Annotated in this window: 27 protein-coding genes; 19 read left to right on the top strand and 8 right to left on the bottom strand. The window is 63.2% G+C overall.

Annotated features, from left to right (window positions below):
- Window positions 1–84 precede the first annotated feature (84 nt).
- From GTP44_RS17945 to GTP44_RS17930, 4 genes are all read right to left on the bottom strand, one after another.
- Window positions 85–3,669 carry an ABC transporter permease/M1 family aminopeptidase gene (locus GTP44_RS17945; protein WP_161020507.1) on the bottom strand — a complete coding sequence of 1,195 codons (3,585 nt, stop codon included), beginning with the start codon at window positions 3,667–3,669 and terminating at the stop codon, window positions 85–87.
- Between the two features lie 9 nt (window positions 3,670–3,678).
- Window positions 3,679–4,572, bottom strand: coding sequence for an ABC transporter ATP-binding protein (locus GTP44_RS17940; protein ID WP_160989616.1), 894 nt, complete (start codon window positions 4,570–4,572; stop codon window positions 3,679–3,681).
- Window positions 4,573–4,739: 167 nt separating this feature from the next.
- Window positions 4,740–5,936, bottom strand: a complete 1,197-nt coding sequence (locus GTP44_RS17935; protein WP_160989615.1) for an ABC transporter permease — start codon at window positions 5,934–5,936, stop codon at window positions 4,740–4,742.
- 3 nt (window positions 5,937–5,939) lie between these two features.
- The gene (locus GTP44_RS17930; RefSeq protein ID WP_160989614.1) at window positions 5,940–6,719 is read right to left on the bottom strand and encodes an ABC transporter ATP-binding protein; all 780 of its coding nucleotides are present in this window, start codon (window positions 6,717–6,719) and stop codon (window positions 5,940–5,942) included.
- Window positions 6,720–6,830: 111 nt separating this feature from the next.
- Here GTP44_RS17930 and GTP44_RS17925 point away from each other — a divergent pair, with 111 nt between their 5' ends.
- The 3 genes from GTP44_RS17925 (at window position 6,831) to cysS (ending at window position 9,516) form a co-directional block, all read left to right on the top strand.
- Entirely contained in the window at window positions 6,831–7,289 is a 459-nt protein-coding gene (locus tag GTP44_RS17925; RefSeq protein ID WP_160989613.1) for a hypothetical protein, read from the top strand.
- A 33-nt stretch (window positions 7,290–7,322) separates the two neighbouring features.
- The gene (coq7, locus tag GTP44_RS17920) at window positions 7,323–7,964 is read left to right on the top strand and encodes a 2-polyprenyl-3-methyl-6-methoxy-1,4-benzoquinone monooxygenase (protein WP_160989612.1); all 642 of its coding nucleotides are present in this window, start codon (window positions 7,323–7,325) and stop codon (window positions 7,962–7,964) included.
- Between the two features lie 151 nt (window positions 7,965–8,115).
- Window positions 8,116–9,516, top strand: a complete 1,401-nt coding sequence (gene cysS, locus GTP44_RS17915) for a cysteine--tRNA ligase (protein WP_161020506.1) — start codon at window positions 8,116–8,118, stop codon at window positions 9,514–9,516.
- On the opposite strand, the gene GTP44_RS17910 is transcribed toward cysS, so the two are convergent.
- Window positions 9,486–9,911 (bottom strand): OsmC family protein, encoded by a 426-nt coding sequence (locus GTP44_RS17910; RefSeq protein ID WP_161020505.1) that lies wholly within the window; start codon window positions 9,909–9,911, stop codon window positions 9,486–9,488. The two genes, cysS and GTP44_RS17910, sit on opposite strands and share 31 nt — an antisense overlap.
- Window positions 9,912–10,132: 221 nt before the next feature.
- Between GTP44_RS17910 and rplM the strand changes: the two genes are divergently transcribed.
- The 4 genes from rplM (at window position 10,133) to erpA (ending at window position 12,611) form a co-directional block, all read left to right on the top strand.
- On the top strand, window positions 10,133–10,561 hold the full coding sequence (rplM, locus tag GTP44_RS17905; RefSeq protein WP_056157909.1) for a 50S ribosomal protein L13: 429 nt from the start codon (window positions 10,133–10,135) through the stop codon (window positions 10,559–10,561).
- A gap of 9 nt (window positions 10,562–10,570) precedes the next feature.
- The gene (gene rpsI, locus GTP44_RS17900; RefSeq protein ID WP_154382826.1) at window positions 10,571–10,963 is read left to right on the top strand and encodes a 30S ribosomal protein S9; all 393 of its coding nucleotides are present in this window, start codon (window positions 10,571–10,573) and stop codon (window positions 10,961–10,963) included.
- A 149-nt stretch (window positions 10,964–11,112) separates the two neighbouring features.
- On the top strand, window positions 11,113–12,150 hold the full coding sequence (gene argC / locus GTP44_RS17895) for an N-acetyl-gamma-glutamyl-phosphate reductase (RefSeq protein ID WP_160989609.1): 1,038 nt from the start codon (window positions 11,113–11,115) through the stop codon (window positions 12,148–12,150).
- Window positions 12,151–12,260: 110 nt separating this feature from the next.
- Entirely contained in the window at window positions 12,261–12,611 is a 351-nt protein-coding gene (gene erpA / locus GTP44_RS17890; protein ID WP_090186976.1) for an iron-sulfur cluster insertion protein ErpA, read from the top strand.
- Window positions 12,612–12,671: 60 nt separating this feature from the next.
- On the opposite strand, the gene GTP44_RS17885 is transcribed toward erpA, so the two are convergent.
- The 3 genes from GTP44_RS17885 to GTP44_RS17875 form a co-directional block, all read right to left on the bottom strand.
- The gene (locus tag GTP44_RS17885; protein ID WP_161020504.1) at window positions 12,672–13,769 is read right to left on the bottom strand and encodes an anhydro-N-acetylmuramic acid kinase; all 1,098 of its coding nucleotides are present in this window, start codon (window positions 13,767–13,769) and stop codon (window positions 12,672–12,674) included.
- Between the two features lie 26 nt (window positions 13,770–13,795).
- Entirely contained in the window at window positions 13,796–14,503 is a 708-nt protein-coding gene (locus tag GTP44_RS17880; protein WP_161020503.1) for a transporter substrate-binding domain-containing protein, read from the bottom strand.
- Window positions 14,504–14,674: 171 nt separating this feature from the next.
- Window positions 14,675–16,063, bottom strand: a complete 1,389-nt coding sequence (locus tag GTP44_RS17875; RefSeq protein ID WP_160989606.1) for a M23 family metallopeptidase — start codon at window positions 16,061–16,063, stop codon at window positions 14,675–14,677.
- Window positions 16,064–16,220: 157 nt separating this feature from the next.
- Here GTP44_RS17875 and tyrS point away from each other — a divergent pair, with 157 nt between their 5' ends.
- The 12 genes from tyrS (at window position 16,221) to GTP44_RS17815 (ending at window position 25,886) form a co-directional block, all read left to right on the top strand.
- Window positions 16,221–17,474 carry a tyrosine--tRNA ligase gene (gene tyrS / locus GTP44_RS17870; RefSeq protein WP_161020502.1) on the top strand — a complete coding sequence of 418 codons (1,254 nt, stop codon included), beginning with the start codon at window positions 16,221–16,223 and terminating at the stop codon, window positions 17,472–17,474.
- A complete protein-coding gene (gene dtd / locus GTP44_RS17865) occupies window positions 17,471–17,917 on the top strand; it encodes a D-aminoacyl-tRNA deacylase (protein WP_160989604.1) in 447 nt (148 codons plus the stop codon). Before tyrS ends, dtd begins: the two co-directional genes overlap by 4 nt.
- 3 nt (window positions 17,918–17,920) lie before the next feature.
- Complete coding sequence (locus GTP44_RS17860) at window positions 17,921–18,382, top strand: YbhB/YbcL family Raf kinase inhibitor-like protein (RefSeq protein WP_160989603.1); 462 nt, start codon at window positions 17,921–17,923, stop codon at window positions 18,380–18,382.
- A 9-nt stretch (window positions 18,383–18,391) separates the two neighbouring features.
- Entirely contained in the window at window positions 18,392–19,042 is a 651-nt protein-coding gene (locus GTP44_RS17855; RefSeq protein ID WP_161020501.1) for a histidine phosphatase family protein, read from the top strand.
- A gap of 120 nt (window positions 19,043–19,162) precedes the next feature.
- A complete protein-coding gene (gene dusB, locus GTP44_RS17850; protein ID WP_160989601.1) occupies window positions 19,163–20,179 on the top strand; it encodes a tRNA dihydrouridine synthase DusB in 1,017 nt (338 codons plus the stop codon).
- Between the two features lie 108 nt (window positions 20,180–20,287).
- Window positions 20,288–20,521 (top strand): helix-turn-helix domain-containing protein, encoded by a 234-nt coding sequence (locus GTP44_RS17845; protein WP_160989600.1) that lies wholly within the window; start codon window positions 20,288–20,290, stop codon window positions 20,519–20,521.
- Window positions 20,522–20,617: 96 nt separating this feature from the next.
- Window positions 20,618–22,204 carry a bifunctional phosphoribosylaminoimidazolecarboxamide formyltransferase/IMP cyclohydrolase gene (gene purH, locus GTP44_RS17840; protein ID WP_161020500.1) on the top strand — a complete coding sequence of 529 codons (1,587 nt, stop codon included), beginning with the start codon at window positions 20,618–20,620 and terminating at the stop codon, window positions 22,202–22,204.
- Between the two features lie 72 nt (window positions 22,205–22,276).
- Window positions 22,277–22,828, top strand: a complete 552-nt coding sequence (gene ruvC, locus GTP44_RS17835; RefSeq protein ID WP_161020499.1) for a crossover junction endodeoxyribonuclease RuvC — start codon at window positions 22,277–22,279, stop codon at window positions 22,826–22,828.
- A 21-nt stretch (window positions 22,829–22,849) separates the two neighbouring features.
- A complete protein-coding gene (gene ruvA, locus GTP44_RS17830; RefSeq protein WP_160989597.1) occupies window positions 22,850–23,428 on the top strand; it encodes a Holliday junction branch migration protein RuvA in 579 nt (192 codons plus the stop codon).
- Window positions 23,429–23,468: 40 nt separating this feature from the next.
- Window positions 23,469–24,527: a Holliday junction branch migration DNA helicase RuvB gene (gene ruvB, locus GTP44_RS17825; RefSeq protein ID WP_160989596.1), complete on the top strand. Its 1,059-nt coding sequence runs from the start codon at window positions 23,469–23,471 to the stop codon at window positions 24,525–24,527.
- A complete protein-coding gene (locus GTP44_RS17820) occupies window positions 24,527–24,979 on the top strand; it encodes a YaiI/YqxD family protein (protein ID WP_161020498.1) in 453 nt (150 codons plus the stop codon). Before ruvB ends, GTP44_RS17820 begins: the two co-directional genes overlap by 1 nt.
- The gene (locus tag GTP44_RS17815) at window positions 24,972–25,886 is read left to right on the top strand and encodes a LysR family transcriptional regulator (RefSeq protein WP_161020497.1); all 915 of its coding nucleotides are present in this window, start codon (window positions 24,972–24,974) and stop codon (window positions 25,884–25,886) included. Before GTP44_RS17820 ends, GTP44_RS17815 begins: the two co-directional genes overlap by 8 nt.
- Window positions 25,887–26,072: the final 186 nt, after the last annotated feature.

The following is a 26,072-nucleotide window of genomic DNA, read 5'->3' as shown; positions in this document are numbered from 1 at the left end:
CCCGGTGTCAGGTCTGACAAAAGCACACGGGCTCAACTGCGTAGCAGTTGAGCCCGTGTGCTTTTGTCAGACCTGACACCGTTTTTATTGGGGTTGCAGTTCGACGTTGACCATGTTGTCGTCGGGCTTGCGGTCGATCAGCTTGTTGTCCGGGTCGATGCCGGCTTTGGCCGGGCGGCCGTTGACGATCACCGTGTAGCGGTTGTCTTTTTGCGCGATCAGCTTGCGCTCGCGTAGCAGGCTGTTGCCGTCTTTGTCGTCGACGCCGATGTCGATCCAGTCGCGCAGCGGCACGTCTTTCTCCTCGCCTTGCTCGCCGGCCCGTACTTTGGCGGCGCTGACCGTGAAGCTGACTTCGTACCTGCCATCGCTGAGCCTGCGCGCGGTCGCCGTCGTGGCGTGGTTTTCGTACAGGACGATGTGGTTGAACAGGTCGTCGATCAGGTAGGCCTGGTCGGCCGGCGTCACCTTGCGCAGCGCGTCCACCAGCACGTTGACGCTCGGATAGGGACCGGACTGGCGACCGTATTGTGCCAGCATGTCTTTCAGCGCCGCGTTGACCTTGTCTTCGCCCAGCATGTCCTGCAACTGGTACATCGCCAGGCTGCCCTTGCGGTACTGGATGTAGTTCTGGTTTTCATTGTCGGCCAGCGGCAGCTCTTTCTTGCGCTCCAGCGCGCGGCCGAGCAGATACTGGTCCAGGTCGTAGTGCAGGAAGCGGCGCATTTTGCCGGCGCCGAAGTTTTTCTTCATAACCATCAGCGCCGAGTATTCGGCCAGCGTTTCGCTTAGCACCGTGCCGCCGCGCGTGTTGCCGCCCACCAGCTGATGTCCCCACCATTGGTGCGCCACTTCGTGCGCGGTGATGTAGAACGGGTAGTCGATGTCTTTCGGGTTCTTGTCGTTGACCTTGGCGATGAAGCCCACCGACTCCGAGTACGGGATGGTGTTCGGGTACGATTGCGCGAACTGCTGGTAGCGCGGGAATTCAACGATGCGCACCAGCTTGTGCTGGTACGGCCCGAAGTTGCGGCTGTAGTAGTCCAGCGCTTCCTTGATGCCTTTGTCCATCCGCTCCAGATTGTATTCGTGGCCCGGATGGTAGTACAGCTCGATGCCGACGTCCTGCCACCAGTCGCGCTTGACCAGATAGCGCGCCGACTGGAAGGCGTACATGTTCAGCATCGGCTGTTCCATCTTGTAGTGGAAGTAGCGGCGGCCCTTGCTGCTCCAGTCCTTGACCAGCATGCCCGGCGCGATCGCGGTCTGGTCGCCGCTGGTGCCGACGGTGGCGTCAAAGCTGATCCAGTCGGCGTCGTTGCCGACGCCGTTGTTGGCCAGGCCGGCCGGATCGTCGCGCGGCAGCATGCGCTCGCGCGCCGCCAGCTGGTGCTTCCGGCGGTCGCGCGCGTCGCTCAGTTCCCAGTCGGTCTGGTAGCCGATGTGCGGCATGATGCCGTTGTTGAAGAAGGTGCCGTTGGCGAGCACCGGGGTGTCGCGGCCGAGGCCGAGGATGCCTTGTGGTGCGTAGCGCAGTTCAAACTCCATGCTTAGTTGCGCGCCCGGCGCCAGCGGCTTGCTCAGCTTGTAGCTGTAGAAGCCCAGTACGCTGTCCTTGAGGCCGTCCCGCACCGGCTGGTCGAAGCGCACGCTGTACTGCGACACCATGTTGTCCTGTGTGACGAGGATGTCGCTGACCGGCCGTGTGCCCTTGTTCCGCAGCAGGTAGCGGCCCTTGACCAGCAGCGTGCGCTGCGCCGGCCAGATCTCGACGTTCATTTTGACGTCGGTGATGCGCGGCTGCGGCACGGCGGCGTATTGCTTGTACTGGCGCTCGTAGTCGGCTTTTTCGGCTTCCTTCTGATAATTCGATTGGTAGCTGTGGGCCACTTGCTGGTTGTAGAGCAGCACGCCGCCGGCGCCGACGAACAGCAGCAGGCCGGCCGCGATGGCGCTCAGCACCGGCGGCGTCAGCGCGTGGCGCGCCAGTTGCAGCCGCTGGCGCCAGCCGTCGTTGGTGCCGCGCGCCCAGAACAGCAGCGACAGCACGATCAGCAGCAGCGCCGCGCCGCCCCAGTAGGCCTCGTACCAGCGCTGGCGCGCCAGGAAGTGGCCGTAGCCGTTCATCGCCGAGTAGACGATGCCGGGGATGTTGCCGTACACCAGCATCGGATTGTCCAACCTGACCGTGCCGGCCATTACGCTGATCAGGTGGTAGACGATCATCGCGAAATAGGCCAGGTAGCGCTGGTTGATCACCACTTGCAGCGCGATCGCCAGCACCGCCGTCAGCGCGTAGCCCGGCATTTGCAGCAGGAACAGGTGGTACAGATACAGCCCCGGTTCGAGCAGGAAGTAGCCCTGGAAGATCTGCACCGCCATGCCGGTCAGCATCACCACCAGCATCAGCAGCGCCTGCAGGCCGATCAGCGCGAACAGTTTGGACAGCAGCGGCAGCCAGCTCGGGATCGGCAGCGCGTCGAGGATCTGGCCCATGCGCGCCTCGCGCTCGCGCCAGATCAGCTCGCCGGCGTAGAAGGTGGTGATCACCATCATGAATAGCGCGAACGTCTCGCTGACCACGTCCAGCACCTGGTAGGTGACCGGGTAGGTGTTGGTGCCGTACAGCGCGCCCAGGTCCAGCGACGCGGCGAACATCATCAGCACGCCGGCCAGCACGATCACCAGGAAGTAGATGTTCTTGGTGGTCTCGCGCAGGTTGAGCCAGCTCATCTTGATCAGCAGCCAGCCCAGGCTGCGCGCCTGGAAGTCCGGCGTCTCCTGCGTGTTGGACGAGGTGTGCGACAGTTGCGGCGGCGGTTCGCCCTCGCCGCTGCTGGCGCGGCGGCTGTGGCCGCTGTCGCTGGTGGCGATGAAGTGGAAGCGCCAGTAGCCGACCAGCAGCCCGACCAGCGCCGCCGAGGCCCAGATCACGCGGTTCAGCAGGTACACGCCTTCCGGGTAGAACATGCGGGTGTTGCGCTCGATGATGGGCCAGTATTCGGTGACGCGGATGACGGCGGTGGTGCCGAACGGATCGATCAGCGCGGCGAAGGTTTTGTAGTCGAGATCGCGCGCCAGGCTGGGCGCCACCATGTAGCCGACCAGCATCACCACGCTGCTGATGTAGACCGGCAGCATGCGCCGCGTCAGCGCCGCCAGGATGAAGAACACGGCGCCAAAGATGAAGATGTTCGGCAGGATGACGATCAGGTAGGGGACCAGGTAGGCCAGCGAGCCGGCGTGCGCCAGCCGCTCGGCATCGATGCCGGGAATGAAAGCGCCGAGCCACGCGCCCAGCAGGATGCTGGTGAAGATCACCGCCAGCGTCAGGTAGGCGCCGAGGAAGCGGCCGAAGATGTACTGGTGCTTGCGGATCGGCGCACTGAAGAAAAAGTGCTGCATGTCGTACTCGAAATCCTGCTGCACCGAGCGCCCCATCATGGCGGCGATGACGATCACGCCCAGCGAGCCGAGGAAGCTGGTGGTGAACATCAGCGAGCGCGGCGAATCGATCAGCTGGCTGCCGAAGGTGATCGCGGCGCCTTTGAAGACGCCGCCGGCGGCGGCCATCCACAGCATCGAGAGCGCCAGGAAGCCCAGGAAGTAGACCCAGGTCGAAAGCAGCTTGAGGCGCTGGCGCGCTTCAAAGAGGGCGATGGCGAACATGATACGGCCTTAATCGCAGCTGTTCGCGGCGCGGTGGCGGCCGGCGATGGTGGCGAAGTAGACGTCCTCCAGATCGCCGATGGCTTCCTCGAAGCCGTCGCCGGGATCGGTGTCGCTGTAGACGTGGATCAGCGTGCGGCCGGACAGCAGCCGCGACGAAATCACCGGGTGACGCAGCTGGAACGATTGCAGGTCGCGCTTGTCGATGAAGCGGGCCCAGATTTTGTCGCTGACTTCGTGGATCAGTTCCTGCGTCGGCCCGCACAGCAGCAGATGGCCCTTGTTGATGATGGCCATGTTGGCGCACAGGTCGGCCACGTCGGAGACGATGTGGGTCGACAAGATCACCGTCTTGTCCTCGCCGATGTCGGACAGCAGGTTGTGGAAGCGCACCCGTTCCTGCGGGTCGAGGCCGGCGGTCGGCTCGTCGACGATGATCAGTTTCGGATCGCCCAGCAGCGCCTGGGCGATGCCGAAGCGCTGGCGCATGCCGCCCGAGAAACCGCCCAGGCGCTGGTGCCGCACTTCAAACAGATTGGTTTGCTGCAACAGGCCATCGACCACTTCACGCCGGCGGTGGCGGTTGCTCAGGCCCTTGAGCACGGCGAAGTGGTCGAGCATTTCGTAGGCGGTTACCTTCGGGTAGACGCCGAAGTCCTGCGGCAGATAGCCGAGCAGGCGGCGGAGCTCATCCTTTTCGTCCAGCACGTCCAGGTCGCCGAAGAAGACCGCGCCGGAATCGCATTCCTGCAACGTGGCCAGCGTGCGCATCAGCGTCGACTTGCCGGCGCCGTTGGGGCCGAGCAAGCCGAACATCCCGGTCGGGATGGTGAGCGAGATATCGTCCAGCGCCACCACGCCGTTGGCGTAGGTCTTGGACAAATGGCTGATGCTTAATTCCATGCTAACTCCTGATTCTGCGCGACAAACTACTTTTCACATGATGGCATTGTATTGAATTTGATCCACAGTGGGGGCGCCATTGCGATGGGCGGCGCCCTGACGCGCCAGGGTGCAGAATTAGCGGAACAGCCGGTGTCCGCTTGGGGCTGGTTGAATAGACAACTTGCTCAATTTCGAAACAAGACCTGTTCCCGGTTGAACCACCAGCGGCAGATGGCCAGCAGCAGGCCGGCGGTGAGGGTGGAGGACAGCAGAATCACGGAAAACATGCTGTAATCCATGGTTCCCTTGACCAGTTCCTTCATCGCCAGTGCGACATTGGTCAGCGGCACCATCGCCCAGCGCCAGTTCAGTTCCACGCCCGGCAGCAGCGCCACCAGCGACGGCAGGATGGTGACGATGATCAGCGGCGAGATCAGCCCGGCCGCCTCCTTGTAGCTCTTGGCGTAGACCGAAATCGACAGCAGGATCGCGGCAAAGATGGCTGAGGTCGGCACCAGCATCAGCGCCACCATCGCCAGATCCAGCGGGCCGATGGCGCGCGCCATCTGCACCAGGCTGCCGCCGATCATGTGGCCGAAGAAATACAGCAGCCCGCCGACGCTGACGATCATCAGCAGCGCCGACGTCAGGCCGACGGTGAACAGCATCAGGAACTTGGCCAGCACGATGGCGCTGCGCGAGACCGGCGCCAGCAGCAGGGTTTCCAGCGTGCCGCGTTCCTTCTCGCCGGCGCCGGTGTCGATCGCCGGGTACATCGCCGCCATCAGGCACACCATTAGCAGGATGTAGGGCAGCATGCCGCCGATGACGGCGCCCATCTGCTCGCGCTGGTTGGCGGTGGAGTGGTCTTCCAGCTTGATCGGGTCCAGCGCGAACGCCAGTTGTTCCTTGCTGAGATTGAGCGCGGACAGCGCCTGTTCGCGCACGCCGCGATTGTGCTCGTCAAGGATGGTGGCCACGCGCTTGCGCGTCAGGTCGATGGTGGCGGCGCTGTTGTAGTGCAGCTGGATCACGCCCTGCTGTTGCTGCGCCAGCCGTGCCGTCATGCCGTCGGGAATAACCAGCGCGAACTTGATGCGGTCGGCGGCGATGGCGGCCTTGATCTCGTCCGGGCTGGCCAGCACGATTTCATTGAAGCCCTTTTCCTGCGCCAGCCGTTCGGCCAGCTGCGGCGCGTGTTCCTTGCCGAACACGGCGTAGGCCATGCCGGCCGTGCTGGCCTGCTTGAACATGCTCGACGTGAGGAAGCCGAAGCCGGCGAAGATCAGGGGCATGGCGAACACCGGCACGAACACGGTGAAGAAGAAGGTGCGGCGGTCGCGCACCAGTTCCAGCAGTTCTTTCAGATAGATGGTCCACATGGCTCAGGCTCCCTGGCTGACGACGCCGACAAACGCGTCATACAAATCGGTGCTGCCGCCCAGGTGGCGCAGCTCGTCCATGGTGCCGTGGAAGGCGGTCTTGCCATGGTTGATGATGCAGACGCGGTCGCACAGCTTTTCCACCTCGTGCAGATGGTGGGTGGAGAAAATCAGCGGCACCCGCAAGGCTTTGTAGCTGGCGATGAAATCCAGCAGGATCTTGGCCGACATCACGTCGAGGCCGGTCGTGGGCTCGTCGAGAATGACGATCTGCGGTTCGTGCACGACGGTGCGGGCGATCGCGCATTTCTGCTTCATGCCGGTGGACAGCTGGTCGGCGCGCTTGTTGCGGAATTCGTGCATCTGCAGCAGGTCGAACAGCTCGTCGCAGCGGCGTTTCAGATGGTCCGGGCGCATGCCGTGCAGGCGGCCGAAGTATTCCACATTCTCGCGCGCGGTCAGGCGGCCGTACAGGCCGGTGCTGCCGGACAGGAAGCCGATGTGCTGGCGCGCCACCAGCGGATTGGCCAGCAGGTCGATGCCGTTGGCGCGGATGCCGCCGGCGTCCGGCTTGAGCGCGGTCGAGAGCAGACGCAGCGTGGTGGTCTTGCCGGCGCCGTTGGGGCCGAGCAGGCCCAGCACTTCGCCGGGCGCGCAGCTGAAGCTGACGTCGCGCACGGCATGGAACCAGCCGTCATGGTCGCGCGGGTCGCGCGCGGCGGTGGATTTGCCACCACGGGTGGGCAAGCGGAAACGCTTGGCCAGGTTGCTTACCTCGATCATCGTTGCTGCCCAAAGTGGAAAGTTTCAAGAGTAGCATGTAAAAATTCTGTCATGCAAGCGGCTGTCCATGGAAAACTCTTGCTATAGTGGTATTCGGGAGTATCGACAAAAATGAATCCACAACTCAAGGAAAAAATACTGGCGGTGATGCGGTACGGCGCCGACCGCGACGAGTCCACCGGTTTCTTCCGCGTGGCGCTGGGGCTGTATTACCTGTCCAGTTTGATGACCAAGGAAGCGCTCGACTTCAAGCAACTGGACCGCGAGTTCAACCGCTTCATCTACCAGGTCATCGGCAAGGGCCACAGCATCACCAGCATTTTGCAATACATGAGCGGCGGCAAGGTGGTGCAGGTGGTCGAGTCCAAACGCTTTCTGAAGGCGTTTGGCGAGTGCTGCACCGAGGTGCCGTTGGAAAATATTCCTTTCCTGCTGGGGCTGAACCTGGGCGTGGCCAAGGACATTTCCAAGATCGACGTGCGCGGGCCTGTGGCCGATTACATCGAGCGTCAGCGGCAGTTGCGCGAGGAGGCGGACGCTAAATTCAAAGAAACGGGCGGACGCTTATAATGGGCTTTTTCATCTGAATACACGAGTTTGCCCATGGCCGATTATCACCCTACTCCGCTGGACCGATTCATTGCCGACGCCGACAAGGCGCTGCGCGTCATTAGCGGCGTGGCCTCGGCATCGCGACCGAATCCGGGGCAGCACGCGGCCGATGCGGCGCTGAGCGAGGCCGAGCGCCGCCATGCGGCCGGCCTGATGCGGGTCAACCATGTGGGCGAGGTGTGCGCGCAGGCGCTGTACAACGCGCAGGCGCGCTTTGCCCGCACGCCGGCCATCCGCACGCAGTTCGAGCATTCCAGCCGCGAGGAAGAGGACCATCTGGCGTGGACCGCGCAGCGGCTGGACGAACTGGGTTCGCACATCAGTGTGCTCAATCCGCTGTTCTACGCCGGCGCCTACGCGCTGGGCACGGTGGCCGCCGTGCTGGGCGACGCCCGCAGCCTGGGCTTCGTGGTGGAAACCGAGCGTCAGGTCGAGGCGCATCTGCAAAGCCATCTGGATAAATTGCCGCCGCAGGACGCCAAATCGCGCGCCATCGTCGACCAGATGCGCATCGATGAAATCGAACACGGCGCCGCCGCCCAGCGCCTCGGCGCCGCCGCCGTGCCGGCGCCGGTGCAGGCGGCCATGTCGGTCATGGGCAAGGTGATGACCAGCACCGCCTATTACGTTTAATGCTACTATAGAAGCATGATCAAGCAACCAGCCGACATCGGAGCGTGTGCGCGCAGGCCATAGAAGCCTGCTGATCCCCTTTACATCGACAGTTTTCTATAGGCCACAGAGAGTTTGCGCTCCTGTGGCCTTTGTCTTTTCTGGAGCCTTTATGGAGTTGATGCTGTACGACACCTACGAGCGGCGATTACGTCCCTTCGTCCCCTTGCAAGCCGGCGCGGCCGGCTTGTACGCCTGTGGCCCGACGGTCTACGACTACGCCCACATCGGCAACCTGCGCACCTATCTGTTCGGCGACGTGCTGCGCCGCGTGCTGGCGCTGAATGGTTACGCGGTGAATCACGTGATCTGCGTGACTGACGTCGGCCACCTGACCTCGGACGCCGACACCGGCGAGGACAAGATGGAGAAGGGTAGTCGCCGCGCGCGTCAGTCGGCGTGGGAGATCGCCGCTTTCTACACCCGCGCCTTCCAGCAGGACATCGCCGACCTGCACATTCTCGCGCCGGCGGTATGGGCGCGGGCGACCGAGCACATCCAGGAGCAGATCGACTTCATCGCCGGCATCGAGCGCAACGGCTATACCTACCGCACCGCCGACGGCATCTATTTCGACACGCACCAGCTGGCGCGCTATGGCCATCTGGCGCGGCTGGAGATCGGCGGACTGCGCTCCGGCCACCGGGTTGAACTGCGTGACAAGCGATCGGCGACCGACTTCGCACTGTGGAAATTCAGCGGTGACGAGCAGCGGCAGATGGAGTGGGATAGCCCGTGGGGACGTGGCTTTCCTGGTTGGCATATCGAATGCTCGGCCATGTCGAGCAAGTATCTCGGCGTGTTGTTCGATATCCACGTTGGCGGCGAGGACCACATCCCGGTTCACCACACCAACGAAATCGCCCAGCACGAAGCTTGCCACGCCCATCCGCCAGCGCAGTACTGGCTGCATGGCGCGTTTCTGAATGTGGACGGCAGCGCCAAGATGTCGAAATCCGACGGTGACTTCCTGCGCCTGGCCACACTGGCCGAGCGCGGCGTCGATCCGCTGGCCTACCGCTACCTGGTGCTCTCCGCCCACTATCGCTCGCCGTTGACGTTTTCATGGGCCGCGCTGGACGCCGCCCAGACCGCGCTCATCCGTCTACGCCTGGCCTACCACCGCCTGCCAGGCGGCGGCCAGCCGGACGCCGGTTACCAACAAGCCCTGCAGGCCGAGCTGAACCAGGACCTCAACACGCCCCGCGCGCTGGCCCTGATGTGGGAACTGCTGAAATCCAACGAGGTGCCGGCCGCCGCCCAAAAAGCCACGCTAACCTGGCTGGATCAAGTGCTGGGATTGGGATTGGCCGCGTGGGCGCCAGCCGCATGCGTGGTTCCGGACGAGGTGCAAGCGCTGGTCGCCGCCCGTGACCTGGCCCGGCAGGCAAAGCGCTGGGCTGATGCCGACACGCTGCGCCGCGCCATCGAAGACGCCGGCTATGCCGTGCGGGACACGCCGGCTGGCACCAGCATCCAGCGTCAGGCCACTTCGATGATCTCGAACGAGTGAGTAATGGCGGCGGTTTTGCCCAGCATGATCGATGCGGAGCAGTATTTGTCGTGCGACAGCGTGATGGCGCGCTCGACTTGTTCAGGCTTCAGGCCCTTGCCGGTCACCACGAAGTGGAAGTTGATCTTGGTGAAGACTTTCGGTTCGGTGTCGGCGCGCTCGGCTTTCAGCACGCATTCGCAGCCGCGAATGTCGGCGCGGCCTTTCTTCAGGATCAGCACGACGTCGTAGGCGGTGCAGCCACCGGTGCCCAGCAGTACCATTTCCATCGGCCGCGGCGCCAGGTTGTGGCCGCCGCCCTCCGGCGCGCCATCCATGTTCACCAGATGGCCGGAGCCGGTCTGGGCCAGGAAACTCATGCCCGACGGGCCATTCCAGCTAACTTTGCATTCCATCACATTCTCCGTGTTAAAAACTTTGTCCATATTGTAATGGACGGCGTAACCCCTGTGTTTTCGCGGCCTGCGGACCAGATGGGGCTTGACGCGGACATCTTCAAGCGGTTATGATTGTCGGCTTTCCATTCGCTCAGGAAAGTAAATAAAAAGGCCGAGTCCGCTGTAGTTTTAGCGGAACCACCATATGAGCGGTACATCTATCTACAGAAAGTCATCACATGAAAACTTTTTCCGCTAAAGGACATGAAGTCCAGCGCGACTGGTTCGTGATTGACGCGACGGACAAAGTCCTCGGACGTGTTGCCAGCGAAGTGGCACTCCGACTGCGCGGCAAACACAAGCCTGAGTTCACTCCTCACGTCGATACCGGCGATTTCATCGTCATCATCAACGCAGGCAAACTGCGCGTGACCGGCACCAAAGCAACCGAGAAGACCTACTATCGTCACTCGGGCTACCCAGGTGGCATCTACGAGACCAACTTCCTGAAAATGCAACAGCGTTTCCCAGGTCGCGCTCTGGAAAAAGCCGTCAAGGGCATGCTGCCAAAAGGCCCACTGGGCTACGCAATGATCAAGAAGCTGAAAGTGTACGCCGAAGGTTCGCACCCGCACGCTGCTCAGCAACCTAAAGCACTCGAAATCTAAGGAACTGACATGATCGGTAACTACAATTACGGCACCGGCCGTCGCAAGAGTGCAGTAGCTCGTGTGTTCATCAAAGTTGGCACTGGCCAAATCATCGTTAACGGCAAGCCAGCCGCTGAGTACTTCTCGCGCGAAACCGGCCTGATGGTGATTCGCCAGCCTCTGGAACTGACCGGCAACGTAGAACGTTTCGACATCAAAGTCAACGTTCACGGCGGCGGCGAGTCCGGCCAGGCAGGTGCGGTTCGTCACGGCATCACCCGTGCGCTGATCGACTACGATTCGGGCCTGAAAGGTGATCTGGCACGCGCTGGCTTCGTCACCCGCGATGCACGTGAAGTTGAACGTAAAAAAGTTGGTCTGCGCAAAGCACGTCGCGCAAAACAATTCTCGAAGCGTTAATTTTTACGCTCTGGCGCGCCGCTTGCGGCGTGTCACAGAAAAAGCCGCCGGCCTTGTGTCGGGCGGCTTTTTTTCCATCTGGCTACGGTCATGCGCCGGTAGTCGTTGCCTGATAAAATGGCACCTCACTCTCAATTCAAGGAAGAACAATGATCAAAGTTGGCATCGTCGGCGGCACCGGATACACCGGCGTAGAACTGCTGCGTTTGTTGGCGGTCCACCCGGATGTGGAACTGACGGCAATCACCTCGCGCAAAGAGGACGGCTTGCCAGTCGCGGACATGTTCCCTTCGCTGCGCGGTCGCGTAAACATCAAGTTCTCGTCGCCGGAAAACGCCGACCTGAGCAAATGCGACGTGGTGTTCTTCGCCACCCCGCACGGCGTCGCCATGGCGCAGGCGCCCGAGCTGCTGAAAGCCGGCGTCAAGGTCATCGACCTGGCGGCCGACTTCCGCATCAAGGACAAGGCCGTCTTCGAAAAATGGTACAAGATCGAGCACACCTGCCCGGAACTGCTGGAGCAGGCCGCCTACGGTCTGGCCGAACTGAACCGCGACGACATCAAGCAGGCCAAGCTGGTCGCCAACCCGGGCTGCTACCCGACCACCATGCAGCTGGGCTACTACCCGCTGCTGAAAAACGGTCTGGTTGATGCCGGTTCGCTGATCGCCGACTGCAAGTCGGGCGTGTCAGGCGCTGGCCGCAAGGCGGAAATCGGCACCCTGTTCTCGGAGTCGTCGGACAATTTCAAGGCCTACGGCGTGGCCGGCCACCGCCACACCCCGGAAACCTCGGCGCAGCTGCAGAAATTCACCGCCGACAAGGTCGGCCTGATCTTCACGCCACACCTGGTGCCGATGATCCGCGGCATGCACTCGACGCTGTACGCGCGCCTGACCAAGGACATCAGCAACGAGGCACTGCAAGCCTTGTTCGAAGAGCAATACCAAGACAGCGCTTTCGTCGATGTGATGCCCTTCGGTTCGCATCCGGAAACCCGCTCGACCCGTGGCTCGAACATGCTGCGCCTGGCGCTGCATCGTCCGGACAATGGCAATACCGTCATCGTGCTGGTGGTGCAGGACAACCTGGTCAAGGGCGCGTCCGGCCAGGCGGTGCAGTGCATGAACCTGATGTTTGGCTTGGAGGAAACCACCGGCCTGACGCAAATTGCGCTGCTGCCTTGATCTAGCGCCTTGATTTCGTGTGGTTTATCATCAAATTTGAAGCAGGACGGAGCAGGAAAACCGCCCAAGGTCTATAATGGCCTCTGATTAGTTTCTCGTAGGAGTAAGAAATGAATGCTGTTGCTGAAATGCCAGCGCCTATCATCTTCACCGATAGCGCTGCTGAAAAAGTGGCCCAACTGATCGAAGAAGAAGGCAATCCTGACCTGAAACTGCGCGTCTTCGTGCAGGGTGGCGGCTGCTCCGGCTTCCAGTATGGCTTCACCTTCGATGAAATCGTCAACGAAGACGACACCACCATGGTCAAGAACGGCGTTCAGCTGTTGATCGACTCGATGAGCTACCAGTATCTGGTGGGCGCCGAGATCGACTACAAGGACGACCTGGAAGGCGCGCAGTTCGTGATCAAGAATCCGACCGCCACCTCGACCTGCGGCTGCGGTTCGTCGTTCTCGGTCTAAGCGTAGATTTCCCCAAAAACGGTGGCCTTCGGGTCGCCGTTTTTCATAGTGCGGGCGATGCTAACGAGGATACAGCGCGCCCAGCACGCGCTCGCCGCGCGCGCCGGTGGCGGCCGGCAGGTTGCCGGCCAGCCGCTCGCTGAAGCGGTAGCCCAGCCAGGCGAACGCCAGCGCCTCGACGCGGTTGGGCGCCACGCCCAGCGCCTGTGTCGAGGCCAGCAGCACCCGATCGCCGAGGGCGGCGCCCAGCGCGTCCATCAGCACGCCGTTGTAGGCGCCGCCGCCGCAGACGTACACCGCGTCCGCGCCGCCGCCGTAGGCCCTGATCGCATCGGCCAGCGTGACGGCCGTGTATTCGGTCAGCGTGCGCTGCACGTCTTGCGGTGCCGCCGGCGCGTGGACGGCGAGGCGCTGGTCCAGCCACGCCAGGTGGAACAGGTCGCGTCCGGTGCTCTTCGGCGCCGGCTGCGCCAGATACGGCTCCTTCAGCAACTCCACCAGCAATGCCGGTATGACCTTGCCGCCGCCCGCCCAGGCGCCATCGGCATCGTAGGCCTGCTGGCGATGGCGGTGTATCCAGCCGTCCATCAGCACGTTGCCGGGGCCGGTATCGAAGCCGGTCACGCCGCCATCACCGTCCAGCACGCTGATGTTGGCGATGCCGCCGATGTTCGCCACCACGCGCGCCTGCCCGGCCTTGCCGAACAGCGCCTGGTGGAAGGCCGGCACCAGCGGCGCCCCCTGGCCGCCGGCCGCCACGTCGCGGCTGCGGAAGTCCGCGATCACATCGATGCCGCACAGCTCGGCCAGCAGGGCCGGGTTGTTGGTCTGGCGCGTGAAGCCCAGCTCGGGACGATGGCGGATGGTCTGGCCGTGCGCGGCCACGGCGCGCACCTCGGCCGCCGTGTGGCCCGATTCGCGCAGCAGCTCGGCCACGCATTGCGCGTAATGTTGCGCCAGCTGATTGGCGGCCAGTGCCTCGCATTCGATTTCATGGTCGCCGTTCGCTTGCAGCGCCATCAGTTCGGCGCGCAGCGCCGGCGGGAAGGCGACATAGGCGGCGGCGATGGTGGTGACGGCCCCGCCATCGCAGTGCGCCAGCGCGCCGTCCACGCCGTCCAGACTGGTGCCCGACATTAAACCGATATACAAAGCCATAGCGTCCCTCGCGTGAATTTTAAAAATTATAGTCGAGAGGCGGCGTGCAGGCAGCGTTGTTGATACTCCCGCAGGCATTGTTGCAGAAGGCGCGCCGACGTGCCGTCCTGTTTGAGCTTGGTCAGCGCCGCCGCCAGCTTGGGCGCGTGCGTGGCGTGAGCGCGGTTCAGGTAGCAATGGCCGGTGGTGGAAGCCACCGTCCCCAGCTGGCGGATGGCCGGCGTCTCGGGCAGGCCATTGCAATGGCGGAAGGTGAGGTGGTCCTCGACCGCCTCCTGCACGTCGAAATACAGATCGGTGCGGTGCATTTGCAGTTTGCGCAAGCCCTGGCCGAGGTCGTCGACCAACGACCAGTTGTCGGCGTCCACATGGGTTTCGAGCACGGCTTCCAGCTCGTGGATGCCGCGCCGCGATTCACAGCGCAGCTTGAGTTGCCGCAGCGTGCCCAGTCCGGCAAAACGCGCTTGCGGACCAGCGCCGTAGACGCAGAAATTGACCACGTTGTTCGGCTCGCTCAGGCGCACCAGCGGCGGGAAAAAGTCCTGGTAGGCGAAGGTGCGGCCGAGTTCGCCATCGGCCTGGCCGCTCAGCACCATCGCGGTGGCGCGCTTGGGCGGCACGTCGATGTATTCAAAGCCGAAGCCGCTCATCGCGCACACCTCGCGGTACAGGCGGATCAGCCATTGTGTGCGGGGATTGTCGTAAGGGCGCGAGAAAACGAATTTCAGCGTCAAGGCCGGCGGCGCCGCCAAGGGAAGGGCCGCTGTCTGTAGCACCAATCGTCGTGTGACCATCGACCTTCTTTCAGCTTATGTGTGTTGCTAAACGGAAGAGGTTGCCAGGCAGGCGCATCATCATAAAAAACAGGCCGGCAAGGCGGCCTGGTTTAGGATTTACTGCGGGGCTTACTTCTGTGCCACGCGGGTATTGGCGCCGCCACCGCCGGCCGGTCGCAGCAACGCGAAGCGGTGCGTCATGTCGTTGGCGTAGACTTTGAAACGGCTCATTTCGGCGGCCGTCAGCGGCGCCTGGGCCTGCACGTTCAGCTTGGCCGGGTCCTTGGCTTCGCCGCCGACGCGGAACTCGTAGTGCAAGTGCGCGCCGGTCGACCAGCCGGTGGTGCCGACGTAGCCGATGATGTCGCCCTGCGACACCTTGCTGCCTTTTTTGATGCCGCTGCCGAAGCGGCTCATGTGCGCATAAGCCGTGGTGTAGTTGCTCCAGTGCTTGATCAGGACGAAATTGCCGTAGCCGTTCTGGGTGCCGGCGAATTCGACCACGCCATCGCCGGCGGCGCGGATCGGCGTGCCGGTCGGCGCCGGGAAGTCGATGCCCTTGTGCTGTTTCCACTGGCCGGAAATCGGATGTACGCGCATCGAGAAGCCGGACGAGATCCGCGAGAATTCCACCGGCGATTTCAGGAAGGCTTTCTTCAGCGATTTGCCGTCGAAGCTATAGTAGCCGCCGCCTTGCTTGCTTTGCGGATCTTCAAACCACACCGATTGATAGGTCGTGCCCTTGTTGGTCAGTTCGCCCGCCAGCACGCGGCCGGCGCGCACAAACTCGCCATCCTGCCAGAAGGTTTCATAGACCACGTTGAAGCTGTCGCCGCGTTTCAGGTCGCCGCGAAAGTCGACGTTGGTGGAGAACATTTCAATGATCTGCTTGACGATGGTGTCGGGCAGCTTGGCGCCGTCCTCGCTGGAGTCGGTGGCCGCGTACAGCGTCGACTTGATGGTGCGCGCGTGCATTTCGATGCGGCGTTCCAGCTTGGCTGGCTCGGCGCTGGCGACAAAGCCGTCGCCCTTGCGGGTAATCTTGATGTTGGTGACCGGATCGTCCTTGCCATCAACCACGGTGGCGCGCAGCCACTGCAGGTTGCCCTCGTCGTCGGTCTGGGCCTGCACGCGCTTGCCCGACTTCAGCTGCATCACGCCCCTGGCGATCTTGTCCTTCTTGATGAAGGTTTCGGCGGCGTCGTCATCCACACCCAGCCGTTGCAGCAGCGTGGCCAGCGTGTCGCCGTTGCGGATCTTCTCTTCGTGAACGAACTGGGCTTTGGCGGATTGCTGGTCGAGCGCGGTGATTTGCGCGCTCAGATCAGGCGTGGCAACAGATTCCTGCACGGTTTTCACTGGCAGGTCGGCCGCGTCAGGCGCTAGTGGCGCTACACCGGCAGCACCAAAAGCACATACTGCGAGAAACAGAGCAGAGGCGCTGACGATGCGCGCCTTGCGCGTGGACCCTAGCAGACTGAACAAGCGTGAGCTTGTGAATTTATGTATTTGGTTCATGCAATCAGTTAAAATTTGCCGCTTGAACTATTCAGGAACGTTTTATTTCTTGTAATTATCTATTTTGTTCGTTTTCATGCGGCAAGATTGATCGATCGGGGATTATAACAAACTCCTGCGCCTGGCCACCTTTTTCTGAAAAAAACGTTTAAAAATCATGACTATCTCTTCTTCGATACCGCCGGCTCCCCCTAAAGCGTTGCCGTTATCTGACAACGTACAAGAGGCACTCGCCATCACCAAACGCGGTGTCGACGAGTTGCTCATTGAAAGCGAGTTCGCCCAGAAACTGGCGCGCTCCGAGCAAAGCGGCACACCGCTGCGCATCAAGCTGGGCCTGGATCCGACCGCGCCGGACCTGCACCTGGGGCACACCGTGGTGCTCAACAAAATGCGCCAACTGCAAGACCTGGGACACCAGGTGGTCTTCCTGATCGGCGACTTCACGTCGATGATCGGCGACCCGTCGGGCCGCAACGCCACCCGCCCACCGCTGACCAAGGAACAGGTCGAACAAAACGCGATGACCTATTTCAAGCAGGCCTCGCTGGTGCTGGACCCGGCCAGGACCGAGATCCGCTACAACTCCGAATGGTGCGACCCGCTCGGCGCGCGCGGCATGATCCAGCTGGCCTCGCGCTACACCGTGGCGCGCATGATGGAGCGCGACGACTTCACCAAGCGCTTTAAAAACGGCACGCCGATCGCCGTGCATGAGTTCCTTTACCCGCTGATGCAGGGTTACGACTCGGTGGCGCTCAAGTCCGATCTGGAACTGGGCGGCACCGACCAGAAATTCAATCTGCTGGTGGGCCGCGAACTGCAAAAGGACTACGGCCAGGAGCCTCAGTGTATTTTGACCATGCCGCTGCTGGAAGGTTTGGACGGCGTGGAAAAAATGTCGAAGTCGAAGAACAACTACATCGGCATCACCGAACCGGGCAACACCATGTTCGCCAAGATCATGAGTGTTTCGGACGCGATGATGTGGAAGTACTACGACCTGCTGTCGTTCCGCTCGATCGCCGATGTGGCGGCGCTGAAGGCCGAAGTGGCCGGTGGCCGCAACCCGCGCGACGCCAAGGTCGCCATCGCCCAGGAAATCGTCGCGCGCTTCCACTCCCAGCAGGCGGCGGAAGAGGCGCTGGCCGATTTCGTCAATCGCTCGAAAGGCGGCATTCCGGACGATATCCCGGAAGTGTCGCTGGGCGGCGCGCCGCTGGGTGTGGCGCAACTGCTGAAGCAGGCCAACCTGTGCGCCTCCACCTCGGAAGCGATGCGCATGGTGGAGCAGGGCGGCGTGCGCGTCGACGGCGCCGTCATCAGCGACAAGGGCCTGCAACTGCCGGCCGGCACCTTCGTGCTGCAAGTCGGCAAGCGTAAGTTCGCGCGCATCACGCTGTCGGCATGATAGTCCTGCTACAACGCGTGAGCGGCGCCAGTGTGGTGGTCGATGGCGTGACGATAGGCGCCATCGACGCCGGCTTGCTGGTGCTGGTCTGCGCCGAGCGCAACGACACGGAAAAGGAGGCGGATGCGCTGCTGACCAAGCTGCTCGGCTATCGCGTGTTCGGCGACGACGCGGGCAAGATGAACCGCAGCGTGACCGACACCGGCGGCGGCCTGCTGCTGGTGCCGCAGTTCACGCTGGCGGCCGACACCAAGTCCGGCACCCGGCCGTCGTTCACGCCGGCGGCGGCGCCCGCCGATGGCCTGCGCTTGTTTAATTACTTTGTTGAACAGGCGCGCCTGAAGCACGCCAGGGTGGAGACCGGCCAATTTGGCGCCGACATGCAAGTGTCGCTGACCAACGATGGCCCGGTCACCTTCTGGCTGCAAACCGGCGCGAAGTAAGCGATGAAGCTTGCCAGCGACAGTTTCCGCAACCGCGCCGCCATGCCGGCGGCACTGGCCGGCCGCCATCCGCAGCTGCGCTGGACCGACGTGCCCGCCGGCGCGGCGTCGCTGGTCATGCTGTGTCTGCAGGGTGACGTGCCGGACGGCGATTGCTTCCACTGGAGCGTGGTCGATATGCCGCCGTCGCTGATGGCGCTGGCCGCCGGCGCCTTGCCGGCCGAGGCCGACACCGTGCTGCACGGCGTGCCGCTGCGCCAGGGCCTGAATGATTTCGGCGCTTACGGCTATCATGCGCCCGTGCCGGCGCAGGGCGGACTGCGCCACTATATTTTTCGCATCTACGCGCTGGACGTCGCGCGGCTGGAGCTGCCGGCCGGCTTCGGCGGCGCCGACGTGTTGAACGCCATTTACGGCCATATCATCGATGAAGCGCAACTGATCGGCGCTGGCGCGATTGAATAATCACCAATCATGACTCACACCACTATTTTGCTGATCCGCCATGGCGAGACAGCCTGGAACGCCGTGCGCCGCCTGCAAGGTCACATCGACATTCCGCTCAACGAGGAGGGCCAGCGCCAGGCGCTGGCCCTGGGCCGCGCGCTGGCCGCTGAAAAAGTGGACGCCGTGGTCGCCAGCGACCTGCAGCGCGCCATGCAGACGGCGCAGGCGGTGGCCGCGCACCACGCCGGCGTCGCGCCGCACACCGAGGCGCAGTTGCGCGAACGGGCCTACGGCGTGTTCGAAGGCATGCTGTACCAGGACATCCAGGATCAGTACCCGGCCGACTTCCAGCGCTGGCAGGCGCGCGATATCGACGCCGTCATGCCGCACGGCGAGCGCCTGGCGGAAAGCTTCCGCCAGTTCTACGACCGCGTGATCGCCGCGCTGAACCAGGTGGCCGCGCGTCATCCGGGCCGGACGGTGGCGGTGGTCGCGCATGGCGGCGTGCTGGAGTGCGCCTACCGCGCCGCGCGTGGCATCCAGCTCGACAGCCCGCGCGACTTCCAGGTCAAAAACGCCAGCATCAACCGCTTCCAGGCGGTCGATGGCAAGTTGGTGCTCACTAGCTGGGGAGAGGTGGGCCACCTCGCGCCGGCCGCCATGGACGACGTTATTTAACGCCCGGCTCATAACGGCAAAGCTGCACATTCGCCGAATTCATAAAAAATAGTGCTTATTATTTGAGCAGTGCTTCGGTTAAAATAGAAGGTTCCTTGTCACCTCTTTCAGGTATTGCACGTGCAAATCGGTCCCCATTTACTGCGCAACAACGTTTTCGTCGCCCCCATGGCGGGCGTGACGGATCGCCCCTTCCGGCAGCTGTGCAAGGAACTGGGCGCGGGGTACGCGGTCTCCGAGATGGCGGCGTCCAATCCGCGCCTGTGGGCGACCGAGAAGAGTTCGCGCCGCACCGACCACACCGGCGAGATGGAGCCGAAGGCGGTGCAGATCGCCGGCGCCGATCCCAAGGACCTGGCCGATTGCGCGCGCTTCAATGTCGAACGCGGCGCGCAGATCATCGACATCAACATGGGCTGCCCGGTCAAGAAAGTGTGCAACGCCTGGTGCGGCTCGGCCCTGCTGCAGGACGAGGCGCTGGTCAAGCGCATCGTCGATGCGGTGGTGGGCGCGGTGGACGTGCCGGTGACGCTGAAGTTCCGCACCGGCTGGGACCGCGAGAACAAGAACGCGCTGAACATCGCGCGCATCGCCGAGGACGCCGGTATCGCCATGCTGACGCTGCATGGCCGCACCCGCGCCGATGGCTACAAGGGTGACGCCGAGTACGACACCATTGCCGCCGTGAAGCAATCGGTGGCTATCCCGGTCGTGGCCAACGGCGACATCACGTCGCCGGAAAAAGCCCGCTACGTGCTGGATGTCACCGGCGCCGATGCCGTCATGGTGGGCCGCGCCGCGCAAGGCCGTCCGTGGATCTTCCGCGAGATCGACCATTACCTGCGCACCGGCAAGCACTTGCCGGCGCCGCTAGTGGACGAAGTGCGCGCGCTGATGGATGAGCACCTGCGCGCGCACTACGCCTTCTACGGCGACTATCTCGGCGTGCGCACCGCGCGCAAACACATCGGCTGGTATGTGCGCGACCTGCAGGGCGGCGAGGCGTTCCGGCAAAAGATGAACCTGCTTGAATCCGTCGACGCGCAGTTGCTGGCCGTGGACCAGTTCTTTGAATCCCAGTGGCGATACGGGGACCGGTTACAATACCGCCTCGCTGAAGATTTGCAGGCTGCCTGAACCAGGCCGAGAGCTTAAAAAAGTCACATCATCAGAAGGGTAAACGGGGCCGGCCACAAGCCGGACGATTTGCCAGCGTTATAGATTAATTAGCCGAACGATAAGAAAATGAGCAAAGAAAGTATCCAGGAAGTAGTCCAGAAAAGTCTCGAAGAATACTTCGCCGACCTGGGCGAGCAACAGGCATCGAACATTTACGACATGGTTGTGATGACCGTTGAAAAGCCGATACTGGAAGTGGTCATGACCCGCGCCGACGGCAACCAGTCCCACGCGGCGCAGATGCTGGGCATCAACCGCAACACCTTGCGCAAGAAGCTGCAAGAGCACGGCCTGCTGTAAGCGCATCCGTTTGATCCGGCATGAGTGGCTGGACGGCCGCAATGCCGGACCATCATCGAATCACGAATTATTTAACCACCCTAGTCATTCATAGCCATGATTAAACAAGCTCTCATCTCCGTATCCGACAAGACCGGTGTGCTGGACTTCGCGCGCGCGCTGTCCGCCATGGGCGTCAACATTCTGTCGACCGGCGGCACCGCCAAACTGCTGGCCGACAACGGCGTGCCGGTCACCGAAGTGGCCGACTACACCGGTTTCCCGGAGATGCTGGACGGCCGCGTCAAGACGCTGCACCCGAAAGTCCACGGCGGCATCCTGGCCCGCCGCGATTTCCCGGAGCACGTGGCCAAGCTGGAAGAGCACAATATTCCGACCATCGACATGGTGGTGGTCAATCTGTACCCGTTCCAGGCCACCGTGGCCAAGGACACCTGCACGCTGGACGACGCCATCGAGAACATCGACATCGGCGGTCCGGCCATGCTGCGTTCGGCGGCGAAGAACCACAAGGACGTGGTGGTGATCTGCGACCCGGCCGATTACGGCGTGGTGCTGGCGGAAATGAAAACCACCGACAACGCTCCAGGCTACGTCAGCTATGACACCCGCTTCACGCTGGCCACCAAGGTCTACTCGCACACCGCGCAGTACGACGGCGCCATCGCCAACTACCTGACCAGCCTGGACGCGACGCGTGCCCACGGCAGCCGCGGCGCCTACCCGGCCAAGCTGAACGTGGCCTTCGAAAAAGTGCAGGACATGCGCTACGGCGAGAACCCGCACCAGTCGGCGGCGTTTTACCGCGACGTCGCCGCCACCGACGGCGCGCTGGCCAACTACCAGCAGCTGCAGGGCAAGGAACTGTCGTTCAACAACATCGCCGACGCCGATGCGGCGTGGGAATGCGTGAAGAGCATGGGCGGCTTCGACCAGTCGGCGGCCTGCGTCATCGTCAAGCACGCCAATCCGTGCGGCGTGGCGCTGGGCGCCAACGCTGTCGAGGCGTACAAGCGCGCGCTGCAGACCGATCCGACCTCGGCGTTCGGCGGCATCATCGCCTTCAACGTCGAAGTGGACGCCGCCGCCGCGACCGAGCTGGCCAAGCTGTTCGTCGAGGTGCTGATCGCGCCGACGTTCACCGCCGAAGCCAAACAGATCCTGTCGGCCAAGCAGAACGTGCGCTTGCTGGAAATCCCGCTCGGCAATGGCGTCAACGCGATGGACTTCAAGCGCGTCGGCGGCGGCCTGCTGGTGCAGTCGGCGGACGCGAAGAACGTGCTGCTGGCCGATGTCAAAGTGGTCAGCAAGAAGCAGCCTACCCAGCAGGAACTGCAGGACATGATGTTCGCCTGGCGCGTGGCCAAGTACGTTAAGTCGAACGCCATCGTCTTCTGCGGCAATAACATGACGCTGGGCGTGGGTGCCGGCCAGATGAGCCGGATCGACTCGGCCCGCATCGCCTCGATCAAGGCGCAGAACGCCGGCCTGTCGCTGGCCGGTTCGGTGGTGGCGTCGGATGCGTTCTTCCCGTTCCGCGACGGCCTGGACGTGGTGGTGGACGCCGGCGCGACCTGCGTGATTCACCCGGGCGGCTCGATGCGCGACCAGGAAGTGATCGACGCCGCCGACGAGCGCGGTGTGGTGATGGTCTACACCGGCACCCGTCACTTCCGTCACTAAGCCCCTCGGTCATTCCGGCGCAAGCCGGAATGACCGCTTGCCGCAGCTTGCCTTAGTGCATACAATCCCTGCATGATCATTCTCGGCATCGACCCCGGCCTGCGCACCACCGGCTTTGGCGTCATTCAACAGCAAGGCAGCAAGCTGCGCTACATCGCCTCCGGCACCATCAAGAGTGGCGAAGGCGATCTGCCGACGCGGCTCAAGGTCATTCTGAACGGCGTGGGTGAGGTGGCCCGGACTTACGGCCCGGACTGCGCCGCCATCGAACAGGTATTCGTCAACGTCAATCCGCAATCGACGCTGCTGCTGGGCCAGGCCCGTGGCGCGGCGATCTGCGCGCTGGTGACGGCGGAACTGACGGTGGCCGAGTATTCTCCAACCCAAATCAAACAGGCGGTGGTCGGCACCGGCCGCGCGTTGAAGGCGCAGATGCAGGACATGGTCGCGCGCCTGCTGCAACTGCCGGGCCTGCCGGGCACCGATGCGGCCGACGCGCTCGGCATCGCCATCTGCCACGCCCACAGCCGCGAAACGCTGACGCTGATCGCCGGCGGCACCAGCGCCAATGCCAACAGCCCGCTGGCCGGCCTGCGCATGCGTCGCGGCCGTCTGGTTGGCTAACTTCAATTAAAGGTCTCAACAATGATCGGACGTCTTGCCGGTACTTTGCTCGAAAAAAATCCTCCGCAACTGCTGGTTGATGTCGGTGGCGTCGGCTACGAGGTCGATGTGTCGATGAGCACGTTCTACAACCTGCCAGGCGTCGGCGAGAAAGTGGTGCTGTTCACACACCAGGCGATCCGCGAGGATGCGCACCTGCTGTTCGGCTTCGGCAATGCCGAGGAGCGCGCCGTGTTCCGCCAGTTGATCAAGATCACCGGCGTCGGCGCACGCACCGCGCTGTCGATTTTGTCCGGCATGTCGATCGCCGATCTGGCGCAGGCGGTCACGTTGCAGGAAGCCGGCCGGCTGGTGAAGGTGCCCGGCATCGGCAAAAAAACCGCCGAGCGTTTGCTGCTGGAACTGAAGGGCAAGCTGGGCGCGGACCTCGGCGCCGGTGGCGGCGCCCCGGTGCACGACTCGCAATCCGACATCCTCAACGCCCTGCTGGCGCTGGGCTACTCCGACAAGGAAGCCCTGTTGGCATTGAAGACCGTCCCTGCCGGGGCGTCGGTCTCGGACGGCATCAAACAAGCCCTCAAAGCCCTGTCCAAAGGCTGACTTGACTAAGCCAATCGCCGAGGCAGGGTAAAATAGCTGTATGAGCATACAGACCGACAATTTTACCGAGCAGCGCATCATCGACGCGGCGCCGTCCTCTCCGAACGAAGAGGCGATCGAACGCGCGTTGCGCCCCAAGCATCTCGATGAATATGTCGGGCAAGCCAAGATTCGCGATCAGCTGGAAATCTTCATCTCCGCCGCCCGCAAGCGCAAAGAGGCGCTCGACCACACACTGCTGTTCGGCCCGCCAGGTCTGGGCAAAACCACGCTGGCCAACATCATCGCCCGCGAGATGGGCGTCAACCTGCGCCAGACCTCCGGCCCGGTGCTGGAGCGCCCCGGCGACCTGGCCGCCATCCTGACCAATCTGGAAGCCAACGACGTCCTGTTCATCGACGAAATCCACCGCCTGTCGCCGGTGGTCGAAGAGATCCTGTACCCGGCGCTGGAAGACTACCAGATCGACATCATGATCGGCGAAGGCCCGGCCGCGCGCTCGGTCAAGCTCGACCTGCAACCGTTCACGCTGGTCGGCGCCACCACCCGCGCCGGCATGCTGACCAACCCGCTGCGCGACCGCTTCGGCATCGTCGCCCGCCTGGAGTTCTACACCACCGAGGAACTGACCAAGATCGTCAGCCGCAGCGCCGCCTTGCTCAAGGCGCTGATCGACGAGGAGGGCGCGCGCGAAATCGCCCGCCGCGCGCGCGGCACGCCGCGCATCGCCAATCGCCTGCTGCGCCGCGTGCGCGACTACGCCGAAGTGAAGAGCAACGGCGAAATCACCAAGGCCGTGGCGGACGCGGCGCTGATCATGCTGGACGTCGACACCGTCGGCTTCGACGTCATGGACCGCAAGCTGCTCGAAGCCGTGCTGTTCAAGTTCAGCGGCGGCCCGGTCGGCGTCGGTAACCTGGCCGCCGCCATCGGCGAGGCGGCCGACACCATCGAGGATGTGCTGGAACCCTACCTGATCCAGCAAGGCTTTTTGCAACGCACGCCGCGCGGCCGCGTGGCCACCGCCGCCGCCTACAAGCACTTCGGCGTCAGCCTGCCACGCACCAGTCCCAACGGCGAGTTGTGGGGCGATCTGTAATGCAGATCTGGGTCGATGCGGACGCCTGTCCCGCCGTCATCAAGGACATCCTGTACCGCGTGGCCGACCGCGTGCAGATGCCAGTCACGCTGGTCGCCAACCAACTGCTGCGGGTGCCGCCATCGCGCTTCATCCGCGCGGTGCAGGTGCCGGCCGGCGCCGATGTGGCCGATCAGGAAATCGTCCGCCTGCTGGAACCGGGCGACCTGGTGGTCACCGGCGACATTCCGCTGGCGTCCGACGTGCTGAAGAAGGGCGGCCATGCGCTCAATCCGCGCGGCGAGTTCTACACCAACGACAACATCGCGCAGATGCTGACCATGCGCGCCTTCATGGATGAGCTGCGCGGCAGCGGCGTCGACACCGGCGGCCCGGCCGCCTTCAGCCAGTCCGACCGCCAGCACTTCGCCAACAGCCTGGACCGGCATCTGGCGAAACGCAAGCATGGATGAGCTGCGCGCCATCTCGACCTTCATTCGGGCCGCCGAGCTAGGCAGCTTCAACAAGGTCGCGGCGGCGCAGGGCACCACGCCGCAAGCGGTCAGCAAGACCATCCGCCAGTTTGAACAGCACCTCGGCGTGCGGCTGTTTCACCGCACCACGCGCAACAGCGCGCTGACCGAGGCGGGTCAGCGTCTGCTGGCATCCATCAAGCCCAGCCTGGACGGCGTGGTCGGTGCGCTGGCCCGCGCCCGCGACGCCGCGCGCGAGGACGAGGGTCTGATACGGGTGGCCGCCTCCGGTTCCATCGGCCGCCGCGTGCTGATGCCGCTGCTGGCCGAGTTCCAGCAGCAATACCCCAACATTCAGATCGACCTGATCCAGGAAGACGGCTTTGCCGACCTGGTGCATGACCGCATCGACGTCGGCTTCCGCGGCGGCAATCCGCCGGAGGCGCAAATCGTCGGTCGCCGTTTGTTCCCGGTGCAGCAGATCGTCTGCGCCACGCCGGCCTACCTGAAGCGTCACGGCACGCCGCGCGCGCTGGCCGATCTGGCGGCGCATCGCTGCACCGCCTACCGCCAGCCGGGCAGCGGCAAGCCGATGGCCTGGGAATTCGAGATCGATGGCGACACCGTGTTCCATCACGTGCAGCCGGTCTTGCTCAGCAACGATCCCGATACCGAAATGCACGCGGTGCTGTCCGGCATGGGCCTGGGCCAGATCGACAGCATCAACGCCGCCGCCGCCATCCGCGCCGGCAAACTGAAGCCGGTGCTGACCGAGTTTGTCAGCGAGCGCATGGGTTGCTACCTGTACTTCCCGCAGCGGGCCGACATGCCGGGCCGCGTGCGCCGCTTGATCGACTTCGCCGTTGAGCGCCTGTTGAACAGCAAGCAGTTTTATATCAACTTTTAGTTGCTTCTGAAGCGGTTTGTCGCCACTACGTTGGTTGTGGTGAGGCGCCTATAGTTCACCTGGGGGCCTCGAAAAACCGGCCCGGCCGTGGCATGATGTCAGCGCATCAACCTTGACGACTCTGCCATGATGAAACCCAACCTTTTTGCTGCGCAGGAGCGCGAAGCCAAGCTGACGAAGCTGGGC

Source organism: Duganella lactea (genome assembly GCF_009857505.1).
Lineage (GTDB): Bacteria > Pseudomonadota > Gammaproteobacteria > Burkholderiales > Burkholderiaceae_D > Rugamonas > Rugamonas lactea.
This window is presented reverse-complemented; position numbering and strand designations above follow the sequence as displayed.